The organism is Paenarthrobacter sp. MSM-2-10-13 (assembly GCF_011605365.1).
Lineage (GTDB): Bacteria > Actinomycetota > Actinomycetes > Actinomycetales > Micrococcaceae > Arthrobacter.
On record NZ_JAAOXO010000001.1, the window covers coordinates 664,507 to 677,830 of the forward strand.

The 13,324-nt window shown below is 62.4% G+C and carries 6 protein-coding genes; 4 read left to right on the forward strand and 2 right to left on the reverse strand.

Annotation, left to right across the window (positions count from 1 at the left end; translation table 11 throughout):
* Nucleotides 1-4: 4 nt before the first annotated feature.
* Complete coding sequence (locus HAV21_RS03130; RefSeq protein WP_166840310.1) at nt 5-4,921, reverse strand: DUF4082 domain-containing protein; 4,917 nt, start codon at nt 4,919-4,921, stop codon at nt 5-7.
* A 349-nt stretch (nt 4,922-5,270) separates the two neighbouring features.
* Here HAV21_RS03130 and smc point away from each other — a divergent pair, with 349 nt between their 5' ends.
* Nucleotides 5,271-8,849 (forward strand): chromosome segregation protein SMC, encoded by a 3,579-nt coding sequence (gene smc / locus HAV21_RS03135; RefSeq protein WP_208096126.1) that lies wholly within the window; start codon nt 5,271-5,273, stop codon nt 8,847-8,849.
* Between the two features lie 20 nt (nt 8,850-8,869).
* Entirely contained in the window at nt 8,870-10,075 is a 1,206-nt protein-coding gene (ftsY, locus tag HAV21_RS03140) for a signal recognition particle-docking protein FtsY (protein WP_142938760.1), read from the forward strand.
* Here ftsY and HAV21_RS03145 read toward each other — a convergent pair.
* Nucleotides 10,068-11,306, reverse strand: coding sequence for an MFS transporter (locus tag HAV21_RS03145; protein ID WP_166840314.1), 1,239 nt, complete (start codon nt 11,304-11,306; stop codon nt 10,068-10,070). The two genes, ftsY and HAV21_RS03145, sit on opposite strands and share 8 nt — an antisense overlap.
* Before the next feature lie 275 nt (nt 11,307-11,581).
* Here HAV21_RS03145 and HAV21_RS03150 point away from each other — a divergent pair, with 275 nt between their 5' ends.
* Nucleotides 11,582-12,916 (forward strand): ammonium transporter, encoded by a 1,335-nt coding sequence (locus HAV21_RS03150; RefSeq protein ID WP_142938762.1) that lies wholly within the window; start codon nt 11,582-11,584, stop codon nt 12,914-12,916.
* Complete coding sequence (locus tag HAV21_RS03155; protein WP_166840316.1) at nt 12,913-13,251, forward strand: P-II family nitrogen regulator; 339 nt, start codon at nt 12,913-12,915, stop codon at nt 13,249-13,251. The genes HAV21_RS03150 and HAV21_RS03155 overlap by 4 nt, the downstream gene beginning before the upstream one ends.
* Nucleotides 13,252-13,324: the final 73 nt, after the last annotated feature.

Here is a 13,324-nt window from a genome sequence, read left to right on the forward strand (position 1 = left end):
GCCGTCAGCAGACCCGCAACAGCCCGCAGAGTAGCCCGCCTGATTGCGTGGGACTGGGTGTCGGGCTCGGTGACGGACTAGGAGTTGGCGTCGCTGTGCCTGTCGCAGTCGCCGTGGGGGTCGGTGCCGGTGTCACTGTGGGGGTGGCTGTAGACGACGGAGCTGGCGCGGCCAACTGCTGCTGGGCCGGCGCAGTGGTTGAGTACACCACGTCCACAAAGTAGTTCGTGGCGTTCCACGAGTTAGTGGGCATGGCGCCTCCCGAGCCGTACCGGTACCGGCCGTTGTTCGGACCGGTGGCGGTGAAGACCCCACTTGTCCAGGTCTGGTTGAAGAAGCCCTGCGTCGAAGAGTAACGGCCATTCGGTGCCCGGTAGGACACCACGTAGGTTTGGCCGGTCGCCAGTGCCACTGGTGTGGCCAAGGTGGCGGTTTGCCAGCCCGTGGCCGTCTCGTTGGTGAAGGTCACTTGCGCCAGACGGGTGCCTGCCGAGTTCCACAGCGAGCCAACGTGGGTTCCAGTGTTTCCAGCTCCCTTGTAGAAGCGGATTCCCGTCACGTTCCCGGCTTGGGACACCGTAAAGGCGGTACCCAATTCGACAGGCATGAAGTCCGATGTTGTGGCAACCTGTGGAACCAGCGACCCGAAAATTGTGGATTGCTGGACGGCCGGGGCCGCAGTAGTGAATTGCCATGTAGTGGTGGGGAAAGCTTGCCCCTGTTGGGACAAGACATTCGCCACGCTTGCAGTAACCACAGTGCTGGCGGGCAGCGCCGCTGCGGGGGTGAACGTCACGCTCCGGTTGTCGGCGGATAGGGCTGCCGCCCCGGCGATCGGGCCGCCATTTGCCGTCAGGGTGAACGAAGCGCCCGGCCGTATGGCTGATGAGAAAGTGATCGACGGTTTGACGTCAACCGGAATCCCAGTAGCCCCCGGTGCCGGAACTTGCTCGGAAATCGTCAATGGTGGCGTGGTCACCGTGAACACCAGATCCACCAGGTAATTGGCAGTAGAGGATGCATTGGGGAAGTCACCGCTGTAGGAGAAGGCTCCGGAATCGGAAGCCGCACGGAGCGGACCACTTGTCAGGCCGGCACCAAATCCGCCGGAGCTGTAGGAGTACTTGCCGGTGGGAGACTTGTAGGCCACCACGTACTCTGTATCTGCTTCGATGCTCACTGGCTGGCTGAACGACGCAGTCTGCCATCCTTGACTGGACTCGTTGGCGAAAGTCACGGTTGCCAGTAACTGCCCGGCCGTTGTGTACAGCGAGCCCGTGTGCGTTCCGGTGTTACCGGCCGCCTTGTAGAACCGCACGCCGGTGACCTGCCCGGCGGTGTCGCTGGCAAACCGGACACCGAGGGACAAAGGCACGCCGTCATTCGCATCCGGACTGGTGGGAGTCACAGTGTCCTGGAAGAGCGTGCAGGGGCAAACCCCGGGCGTTCGCGGAGCCGGAACAGTGGTGAAGGTCCACGTGCTTCCGCCGGACATCGGCTGGCCGGACACCGAAGTCGCAGTAACTGTTGCCGTGTAGGACGTCCCGGCGGCCAAGGGTGCAGCCGGGGTGAAGGTGACCTTGCGGGTGGCTTGATCATAGGTGGCGGACCCTGCTACCGAGGCTCCACCGGTGACTTTCAGTCCCAGTGTGACGCTGGATGCGACTGCTTCCTCGGAGAGCACTGCACTGACCGCGGAGCTCAAGGGAACGCTGGCCGCGTTGGGTAGCGGGGACTGTGAACCGACAGTAAACGGCGGGTTGGGGACGGTGACCACCACATCCACCAGGTAGCTGGAGGTGGACCGGGAAGAGGCAAAATCGCCGCTGTACGTGTAAGCGCCTGCGTCGGAAGCAGCCCTCAGCGGACCCACACTCATCCCTGATCCGAAACCATTGGTTGTGGCTGAATAGGTGCCGGTCAGTGACTTGTAGGACACGATGTAGTCCGTATTTGCGGCCATTTGGACAGGTTGACTGAACATCGCGGTTTGCCAGCCGGAGGCGGTCTCATTCGTGAACGCGACCGTTGCCAGTTGCTGGCCGGTGGCCGAGTAGAGGGCGCCGTTGTGGGTTCCTGTGTTCCCCGCCGACTTGTAGAAGCGCATGCCCAGAACCTCACCCGCCGAGACACTGGAGAACCTCACGCCAAGCGTCAGGGGAACCCCTTCACGCAGTTCGGCGATGCCGGGAGTGACCGAGTCATTAAAGAGACTGCACGGGCAGGCGCCGGGGACCGGCAGCGTTGCTGCTGTGGTGAAGGTCCAGGTTCCGCCGGCTGTTACCGGACCACCAATTGAATCGGTGCCGGATAAGGTTGCGGTGAATTGGGTGCTGAAGGCTAAAGCGTTCGACGGCGTGAACGTCGCCCGACGCGTGGCGGCGTCGTACGCCGTGGTGCCTGCTACCGGCCCCGACGGCGACTGCACGGTCAGTTGCACACTGGCGGCAGTGACGGGCTTGGAGAAGACCGCGCTCACCTTCGTGTCAACAGGAACACTCGAGGACGAGGGAATGGGGGAATGTCCCGAAACGGTCATAGGCGAGCTGTCCACGGTGCTGAAAAGAGCATCAGCGAAGTAGTTGCCGCCGTTATAGCTGGCGGTGGGGAAGCTTTGGGATGTTGCATAGACACCGGCCGGTTCGGCCCCGAATCCTCCGGCCACCTTCAGCGGGGGATCGGCGGATCCGAAGCTCGCCCACTGGAAGTCCTTGGTGGCGTAGTGACCGTTGGGTGCCCAATAGGAGACCGTGTACTTTTGTCCGGCCGCCACCGGAACAGCTTGCGTAAAGAGTGCGGTCTGCCACCCCGAAGCCGTTTCATTCGTGAAGGTCACTGTGGCCAGGCGCTCGCCGGTGGAGCTCCACAAGGATCCTGTGTGCGTTCCCGTGTTGGCAGCACTCTTGTAGAAGCGAACCCCTGTGATGAAGCCATCCACAGAGGGAGTGAACCGGAGGCCCATCTCATAGGCGCCTCCGTCACCGGAGTCTTTGACCGTTGGAACGGTTTGGCCGAAGACACTGTAGGGCCCACTGAGAGTCAGGTTTCTGACGGTGGCCGCCCCGATGTTGGCACTATCGTCGATGGCCCGGGCCTGAATGGTTGCCGTGGCGAAGCCCGTTTGGACGTAGCTGTATGTCCAATTTTGCTTGCCTTGGGCAGGATGCCACGTGGTGCCGCCGTCGGTGGAGACTTCCACGCCAGCGATCACGCCGCCCACATCGGCGGCAGTTCCCGTTACTGTGACGCTGCTTCCGTGGGCCACCGTTGCACCATTGGCCGGCGCTGTGATGGCGGCCGTGGGCTTGGTGGTATCGGTGCTCGGTGCTGCCGCAACCAGACCGGCAGCCCTCGTGGCGGGCTGTGCACCCATATCGGCCAGTAGGTTGACCTGTGCCTGCCTCATGCGTACATCGGCCGCTGCACCATTGCCGTCGTGCTCCTGGTCCAGGCCCCAGGTCCATTGGACACTGCCTGCAGAAAAGACCAAGGCTCCGCTTGCTGCCCGGTAAAGAGTCACATTGTGCGTGGTGCTTCCCGGAGCCACTGTGTTGCCGAAGTCCTGAAGATATTGTGGAACGTTCCCCACGGTGGTGGACAGCTTGACCAGACCCGCAGGCCTGAACCCGTTGTCCAGATCTTCATTTGACTCGTATCCGATGGTGTGGGGAGCCAATGCTGCCGAAGAACCAGCCGGAAGCGACGCCAACGACGTATTGCGCCATAGGCGGGCCTTCCCTTCCTGAGCCGAGACTGTCACCGGCAGGTCTGAAAAGTTTGACATGTACAACGTGCCTGTCAGGCCGTTTTCGGGAAGGCCTCCGCCGTTGGCTTGGGACGCGAAGCGAGGATCACGCCAGGTGCCTGTCCACTGGGCAGTGGGATCAATCTTTTCGTTTGCCCACGTCTCCTTGTAGCACGTCAGGGTGCGGTTGGCTGCACCGTCAACCGCAGACGGCTCAAACCGTGTTCTCCAGTACATTTCGTTACCGGAGAGAAATTGAAGATTCACTCCTGCATCCCTTGCAGCAGTGACGTTCGCACGTTGCGGTCCCGACCAGTATTCGTCGTGGCCTACTGACAGGAACACCTTGTGGTTCAGAAGCTCTGCGCCATTGCGGTCCGCGTCCAGGCCGCTGATGTAGCTGACGTCGTAACCATTCTGTTCCAGGAAACGCACCATGGGGTATTCGTTGGCGAAGTAGAAATCCCGGCCATCCGGTCCTCCCCTGGTGGCCACGGGGCGGTTATAACTGACTTTGTAGGCACGGCCGTTGACGCCTTGGTAGAAGTCAGCACCGCCGTATGAGTTGTAAGCCTGCCACGTCTGGTCAGCGGTTTGGAAGATCACAGCGGAACGGTTTCCGTCGTTGCGCACAATGAAGGTGATGTGGCTCTTCGCCCCCGTATCGGGCCGCTTCAGCAGGGCGATATAGACCCCTGAGACGGCTGTGGCCGGCACCTGCCACGTTGCGGAAACCGCCCAGGTTCCGCAGTCATATATGCCGGTGGTGGCGTCACTCCGGCAAGCTGGCTGGTTTTGCCGCAGCACCGAAGGCACTACGTCGGCGATCTTGCGCGCCCCCTGGCCGCCATACCAGCCTGTTCGATAAATCGCAATGGTGTAGCTCGGGGCACTCGTATCCACCTTGAAGCGAATGGGTTGCCCCGCATTCACACTGATTTCGGTGGAAAAGCCCTGAATGCTGTCATCGCCGGCACCGCTGATGTCCCATTCCGACGGCGGACTTCCGGCCTTAGAGTTCTCGCACGCCACGAGGTTCACCACGGGGTCGCAGGGCCCTGCCGCAACTGCAGCTGGTGCGGTAAGGGGCAGCAGGGCCGCCGTCATGCCAATCACCAAGGGAACAAGAAATCCCCTGAAGACTCGCTGTGATCGGGTAGCTGAACGACCGGGCATGAGAACTCCTGGAGTGGTACGCCAATTGCCAAGACAGGCCACGCAATTAAGCGCAGCCCCTGCTTTGCCGCTCCCCAGCCAGGGTCAAGCCAAGATCTTCAGTTATGAAACCCAAGGTTGGCACCGATGATTGTTCCGTAGATCGGGACCGGATCCAGCAATAACCGAACCGAAGTTCAAGCAAAAGCCGGATCACAGGAACGAATCCGCCAAGTAACCCTTGGCAGGAGTGTAGGGGCGTGGCATGCCGCCCGCAAGAGCTTCCGCTTGCAGATCAGCATATTTCGCACAAACCGCAGTAGATTTAGTGGATACAGACACCCGGGCCACCCAGGAGAACCGAAGCACCTTGCACTTGAAAAGTTTGACTGTCCGAGGATTCAAGTCGTTTGCGTCGGCCACGACCTTCGACTTTGAACCTGGCGTCACCGCCGTCGTCGGGCCCAACGGATCGGGCAAATCCAATGTGGTGGATGCCTTGGCCTGGGTCATGGGAGAGCAGGGCGCCAAAACCCTCCGGGGTGGCAAGATGGAAGACGTCATTTTCGCAGGTACTTCTGGCCGCCCACCGTTGGGCCGGGCCCACGTCGCCCTGACCATTGACAACGCAGACAACGCGCTCCCCATCGAGTACAGCGAAGTCACTATCTCCCGCACTCTGTTCCGTACCGGTGGGTCCGAGTACGCCATCAACGGCGCCCCGTGCAGGCTGTTGGACATTCAGGAACTTCTCTCCGATTCCGGCTTGGGCCGTGAAATGCACGTGATCGTGGGACAAGGCCAGCTGGACCGCGTACTCCATGCCACCCCCGAGGACCGCCGGGGCTTCATCGAGGAAGCAGCGGGAATCCTCAAGCACCGCCGCCGCAAGGAAAAGACGGTCCGCAAGCTCGAAGCCATGCAGGCCAATCTCGCACGGCTCGGTGACCTCACGGCAGAAATACGTCGGCAATTGACTCCGTTGGGCAAACAGGCGGAGATAGCCCGCCGCGCCCAAACAGTCCAGTTCGACGTCCGGGATGCCCGCGCCCGGCTTTTGGCGGACGACCTTGTCCAACTGACAACCACCCTTGAAAAGGACGTTGCAGACGAAGCCGCCCTCAAAGAGCGCCGCCGGGTGGTTGAGGCAGGGCTTGGGAAGGGTCGGCGCCGCCAAGCGGGATTGGAGCAGCAAGCCGCCGAAGCCACGCCGCGACTCAATGCCGCACGGGAGCAGTGGTACCAGCTTTCGGCCAACCGGGAACGACTCCGCTCACTCGGATCCTTGGCCAGCGAACGCAGAAGACTCCTGGGTTCCGCGGAGGCCTCACCGGACACCGGACGTGACCCCGAACAACTCGAGCGCCAGGCTGCCCGGGTCCGTGAGGAACAGACTGCCCTCGAACACGACATCCTCGCCAAGCAGGCGGCTCTTCTTGAGGCAACGGTTGCAAAGGACTCGGCCGAGGCGCTCGCAGCTGCGGAGGACAAGCGCCTAACAGCCATGTTGAGGGCGGCCGCCGACCGCAGGGAGGGGCTGGCCAGACTGGCAGGCCAGGTGGCCGCGGCCAGGTCCCGGGCCGAAGCTGCCGAGGCCGAACGTGGTCGCCTCAGGGAATCCCTCGCTGCAGGTGACGAACGGCGCCGCAAGGCGCAGAGCGAGTTCACTGCCCTCGAAACGCAAGTGGCTGGCGTTGAAGATGGCGAAGAGAGCCTCGACGCTGACTACGAGAATGCCAACGAGGTCCTGGATGCAGTCCTCGCGGAGATCGAGGAACTGAAAGCTTCCGAGCGGGAAGCTGTCCGCGAGCGGGACGCCCTGACGGCACGACGCGATGCCCTTCAACTCGGGCTCAACCGCAAGGACGGGTCGGGAAGTCTTCTGACGGCTGAGGGCGTTCTTGGACCGTTGGCGGCGCTGGTATCCATCGAGCCGGGATACGAGGCCGCCATAGCTGCCGCCTTGGGCAGTGCCTCGGACGCCTTGGCGGTTGCCGACACCGACAGCGCCCTGGCAGCCATCCGCCTGCTGAAGGATAACGACGCGGGGCGGGCATCACTGCTTCTTCCCGGAAGTACTTCCCCCGGTGAAGATCCCGGCACCAACCTCGAGCTTCCCGCCGGCTGCCGTTGGGCTGCCGACGTGGTGAAGATCGCTGATCCTGTTGCCCAAGGCGCGCTCGGGCTCCTGGTCCGTACCGCCGTCGTTGATGATGTTGCGGTGGCGGCAGCTCTCATCGCAGATAATCCACACCTCAGGGCGGTGACCCGCGAGGGTGACGTTTTTACCTCCCTGACCATCACAGGAGGATCTGCCACCGCGCCGTCGCTGCTGGAAGTTCAGGCGGCAGTGGACGACGCCGTTGCCCGGCTCCAGGAGGTCACGGCCCGTCTGGAACGTGGACGCTTCGCCTTGGCCGCCGCTCAAACCCGCCGTGCCGAAGCGCAGGACCGCGCGGACGCCGCTTTGGAGCGGTTGCATGAATCGGATGCCCGCCTTGCCGCTGTTGCTGAGCGCCTGGGTCATCTCAACTCCGTTCTTCGCAGCGCTGTGGGCGAAAGCGAACGGCTCGCCACGTCCATGGCCAAGGCCGAAGCCAACATCGCAGAAGCCCAACTTGACCTTGAAGTCGCCGTGGAACGCCTCGCTGCGGCCCAGGAAGCACCTGACGAGGAACCATCCACGGAACAGCGGGATGAACTCGCTGTCCAGGCCAGGACTGCCCGGGCATTGGAAACCGAAGCCCGGCTTGCCCTCCGGACATCCGAGGAGCAGTTGGGAGCCATCAGCAACCGGGCGGCATCGCTTGAGCGCGCCGCGGCTACCGAACGGCGTGCCCGTGAGGAGGCCGCCCGGCGCGCGCAACGCCGACGCGCGCAGGCGCAGCGTGCGGCGGCGGTCGCGTCCGCTGTGGAGCAGACCCTCAGGTTCATCGACGTTTCAGTTGACCTGGCCGACTACGATCGCGACCTTGCCGAGCAAAAGCGGGATGAGTTGGAGAAGGAACTCGCTGAGGTTCGCTCGGGCAACGACGCCTTGGCGCGGGAGCTTGCCGAGCTAACGGACTCGGTACACCGGGATGAGATGGCCCGGACGCAGCAGCGGCTCCGTATCGAGGCTTTGGAAAGCCGGTCCATTGAAGAGCTGGGACTCTCAGCCGAACAACTCATTGCCGATTATGGTCCGGATAAAATGGTGCCCCTGCCTCCCGGATCGGCTACAGATAAGTGGGCCGAACTCCGGGCGCCTGTTGACGAAAACGGTGACGCCATCATTGAGGGGATTCCGTTCGTCCGGGCAGAGCAGGAGAAAAGGCTGAAGAAAGCCGAGCGTGAGCTCGGGGCCCTTGGCAAAGTGAACCCGTTGGCGTTGGAAGAGTTCGCCGCCCTGGAAGAACGGCACCAGTTCCTGAGCTCGCAGCTGGAGGACCTCAAATCCAGCCGCAAGGACCTGTTGGACATCATCAAAGAGGTGGACAACCGTGTCCAGCAGGTGTTTACCGAGGCTTTTGCTGACACGTCAGCCCAGTTCGACCACGTCTTTGCCAGGCTTTTTCCCGGCGGTGAGGGCAGGTTGGTTCTCACGGACCCCGACGACATGCTTAATACCGGGATTGAAGTGGAGGCGCGTCCGGCGGGCAAGAAAATCAAGAGGCTTTCTCTGCTCTCCGGCGGGGAGCGCTCACTGACGGCAGTGGCGCTGTTGGTGGCCATCTTCAAAGCCCGCCCCTCGCCCTTCTATGTCATGGACGAGGTAGAGGCGGCGTTGGACGATACCAACCTGGGCCGACTCATCACCATCTTTGAGGAACTGCGTGAGTCCAGCCAGCTGATTGTGATCACCCACCAGAAGCGCACCATGGAAGTGGCAGACGCGCTCTACGGAGTGACGATGAGGGGCGACGGCGTCTCAACCGTGATCAGCCAGAGGCTCGGTGCCGGGGCATAGCTTTATGAGAAGGTAGGGGAGTGAACGATTTCCTACCCATAATTCTGTCCATTCTCGCTGCGCTCGTAGTGGTCGGCGGACTCGTGCCGGTACTGATGAAAGCCCGGAAGACCGGCGCAAAGTACCCCGGAACACGTGACGCGAACGATCCCGTCCAGTCATCGGCAGCAGGCGGCGGAACCCTTGTGGAGGACCGCCCGGATGCGGTAAAGGCTCCGGCCCCGACCTTCGACGGAACCGTTGCGGACACAGACGTCCCGGATGACGCCGCCGGGCTAGAGACCATCGCCATCGATACACCGGCGCCGGTGGAGGGTCGCCTGACCCGTCTTCGTGCCAGGTTGATCAAGTCCAACAACATCCTGGGCAAGGGCCTCCTCGCACTGTTGTCCGGCGACAAGATCGACGAGAACGTGTGGGACGAGGTAGAAGAGACCCTCCTGCTGGCCGATCTTGGAACCGAACCCACCATGCAGTTGGTCGACGCCCTGCGTGAGCGCGTCAAGGTTCTGGGCACCCGCAGCCCCGAAGACGTCAAGGCGATGCTCCGTGAAGAACTGATCAAACTGGTTGATCCAGGCATGGACCGTTCCTTGAATGTCGAGCGCAAGGGCGACCGCCCCGCCGTCGTGCTTGTTGTAGGCGTGAACGGCGTTGGTAAGACCACCACCGTGGGCAAGCTGGCGCGTGTGCTGGTGGCTGAAGACAAAGATGTCCTGTTGGGCGCCGCTGATACTTTCCGTGCTGCTGCTGCCGAGCAGTTGGCCACCTGGGGACAGCGCGTGGGTGTGCCCACCGTCAAGTCCGACATCGACGGCGCCGACCCCGCGTCGGTGGCTTACGAAGCGGTGAAGGCCGGCATCGATCAGGAGGTCGATGTGGTCATGGTTGACACCGCAGGACGCCTGCAGAACAAAACCGGCCTGATGGATGAGCTCGGCAAGGTCAAGCGGGTCATTGAGAAACTGGCAGAAGTGGACGAGGTTCTGTTGGTCTTGGACGCCACCACCGGACAGAACGGACTCAATCAGGCACGCGTCTTTGCAGAGGTAGTGAACATCACCGGCATCGTTTTGACCAAGCTGGACGGAACGGCCAAGGGCGGCATCGTGGTGGCTATCCAGAAGTCTCTGGGAGTACCCGTGAAGCTCATTGGTTTGGGCGAAGGCCCGGACGATCTTGCACCGTTCGACGCCGAAAGCTTCGTGGACGCACTGCTCAACTAGCGTCGTGGCCGGCGGGGGAGTGCTTCGAAGGCTCCCGCGCCGGCAGCCATGCCGCCGCCGTAAGGAGGAGCACGCCTCCGGTGACGCCGAACGCCCATCCGTAGCCGAGGCGGTCAGCGAGGAGCCCGGCTACGATCGGACCGACGATCGCACCCGTGTCAGCGGCCATTTGGAAGATGGCCAGTACTTTCCCTCCCGAGCGTCCGCGGCCGATGACATCAGCGACAGCAGCCTGCTGCGCCGGGCCCAGCAAACCGGAACCGAAACCCGCCACTGCTGAGGCGATGAGGAATCCGGTGAGATCCGCGGTCAGTCCGATCACGCCGGTGGCTGCGCCCGTGATGAGCAGGCCGGGAATCAGCAGCGGCTTTCGCCCCCAAGCGTCCGCGAGCCGTCCACTGAACGTCAGGGCAAGGGCGTTGCCCACGGCAAAGATGGCCAGGGCCCAAGCGGCGGTCTCCGGCGCGGACTGCAGGACCGCAACGGCGAACAGCGGGATGGTGGCCATTCGGACGCCGAACGTCACCCAGCCGTTGCCAAAACTCGAGAAAATGGCGGCACGGTACGCGGAGTCCGCCAGTGCTTCCTTCACGGTCATTGCCGGGGCAGGCGCGGTGTCCTCGGCCGTGTTGCCTTCCCCGCTAAGCATGGTGCGTACCACCAAGGCAGCTACCAACAACGCTCCGGCGTAGGCAAGGAAGGGCACCCGGAGGCCAAAGCCTGCCAGCAAGCCGCCCACTACCGGCCCCAGGACGCTTCCAATCAGGAAAGCCGAGGCGTAAGCACCGGAGACCCGTCCCCGCCGTTCGGGTGGTGCGAGTCGGATGAGTAGTCCCATGGCGGCAACGGTAAACATCACTGAGCCGGCCCCGCCTAGCCCGCGGAAGATCAGCAGTTGCCAATAGTCCTGGGCAAAGGCGCAAGCCGCCGTGGACACCGCTACGATCAGCAGGCCTGAGACGTAAACGTTCCGTTCGCCAAACCGTCCGATCAGGGCGCCCCCCGCCGGGGCGAAGACCAGCCTCATGAAGGCGAAGATGCTGACGATCACCGCGGCAGCCGTAGCGCCGACGTCGAACGTTGTGGCGAATTGCGGCAGAACCGGGGCCACCAGGCCAAAGCCCAAGGCAATGAGGAACGCCGCGGCCAACATCACTTTGATGTCGCGCGGAAGGGGAGTCTTGTCCGGCCTGATCCTTTGGGCTTTGACGGATCTGGGCGACTCGGTCATACGGTGCTGGTCCTTCGGTGGGATTCACGGTGGTATTTCTGGGGCAAATGAGGTGCATGTGGTGCCAAACCGGATTTTTCCGGTGAAGTCCGACGCCTGAAACATATCCGTAACACCGGGGATATGCACCATTTACGTTGGGGAGGTTGTTGTAACGAGCCCGCAATGTAAAACCTGCGCAGGTGAAACACGGCGGCACAAAACTCTTAAGCAGGACGCAAACGGCGTCAGGACAGCGGTTGAACCGCAGATCTAGCAAGAGAGGAACGTGCACCATGGAACTTACCGCAGGTCACGTATGGGTCATGGTGGCGGCGGCGCTTGTGCTGTTCATGACACCTGGTCTGGCATTTTTCTACGGCGGCATGACACGCGCCAAGGCAGCCCTGAACATGATGATGATGAGCTTCATCTCCATCGGCATTGTGGGCGTCGTCTGGGTGCTCTGGGGTGCTTCGATGAGCTCCGGCGAAGGCTTCATGCAGATTGTGGGTAACCCCTTTGCTGCCTTCGGTCTTGCCGGGGTGGAAACCACACCCGACGCCATGATCAAGATTGGTTACGCGGCAACCTTTGCCATCATCACGGTAGCCCTTATCAGCGGCGCGATTGCTGACCGCGCCAAGTTCGGCGCCTGGAGCATCTTTGTCCCTGTATGGGTCACCCTGGTTTACTGCCCGCTGGCCTACATGGTCTGGGGTGGCGGGTTGTTCGGTCCCGAAGGTGCGATCGGCAAGGCCCTCGGCCCGGCCATTGACTTTGCCGGCGGCACCGTAGTTCACATCAACGCAGGTGTAGCGGCACTTGTCCTGGTACTCATCATCGGCAACCGCCGCGGCTTCGGTAAGGACCCGAACCACCGCCCGCACAACATCCCGTTCGTGATGCTCGGTGCTGCAATCCTCTGGTTCGGCTGGTTCGGTTTCAATGGCGGCGCAGCTACAACCGCTGAACAAGCGGGCCTGATTTGGATCAATACCCTGGCGGCCCCTGCAGCAGCCATGATCGGCTGGCTCATCACCGAACGCATCCGTGACGGCCACCCGACGTCGCTCGGCGCGGCATCCGGTGTGGTTGCCGGCCTGGTAGCTATCACCCCGGCCTGCGCAAACGTGGACCCCATTGGCGCCCTCGGCCTGGGTGTAGTTGCCGGTGTTGCTTCCGCCCTGGCAGTCGGCCTGAAGTTCCGTTGGGGCTTCGATGACTCCCTGGACGTTGTAGGCGTCCACCTCGTTTCCGGCATCATCGGCACCGTGGCCCTTGGCTTCATCGCCAAGTCCACTGACGGCGTGGGTGGTGGCCTCTTCTACGGCGGCGGCATGGCACAGATGTGGGCACAGCTCGCAGCAGCCGGTATTGCGATTGCCTTCTCGGCCATCATGACGGCCATCATTGCCTTCGCCATCCACAAGACCATGGGCTTCCGTGTCTCCACTGAGCAGGAAAACGTTGGCGTGGACCTCAGCCTCCACGCTGAGACGGCCTACGAGTTCGGAGTCAATGGCCACGGTGGCAGCTTCCAGCCGTTGCACAATGCAATGACAGGTAAGGCAGACACGGCAGCAGACGCCAAGACCCCCGCAGAAGGCAAGGAGAGTGTCCAGGCATGAAGCTCATCACAGCGATCGTCCGTCCCGAAAAGCTTGAAGCAGTCCGGGAAGGCCTCGAATCATACGGGGTCCAGGGCCTGACGGTCAGCGCGGCAAGCGGCTACGGCCGTCAGCGCGGCTACACCGAGGTGTACCGGGGATCCGAGTACAACGTGGATTTGTTGCCGAAGATCCGCATCGAGGTCCTTGCCACGGATGAGCAGGCAGATGACATCCTGGATGTCCTCATCGCCAGCTCAAACACAGGCCGCGCCGGTGACGGCAAGGTGTGGACCGTGGATGTTTACGAAGCAGTCAGGGTCAGGACCGGGGAGCGCGGCGCAGCCGCGATCTAAGTCCCTGACGCAGCAAAGCGGGCCGGGTACCAGGCAAGGTACCCGGCCCGCTTGTGCTGTTAACGCTGTCTTG

Coding starts and splice junctions, on each gene's coding strand:
- HAV21_RS03130 (WP_166840310.1), bottom strand. CDS start 4,921: ATGCCCGGTCGTTCAGCTACCCGATCACAGCGAGTCTTCAGGGGATTT.
- HAV21_RS03145 (WP_166840314.1), bottom strand. CDS start 11,306: ATGACCGAGTCGCCCAGATCCGTCAAAGCCCAAAGGATCAGGCCGGAC.
- HAV21_RS03150 (WP_142938762.1), top strand. CDS start 11,582: ATGGAACTTACCGCAGGTCACGTATGGGTCATGGTGGCGGCGGCGCTT.
- HAV21_RS03155 (WP_166840316.1), top strand. CDS start 12,913: ATGAAGCTCATCACAGCGATCGTCCGTCCCGAAAAGCTTGAAGCAGTC.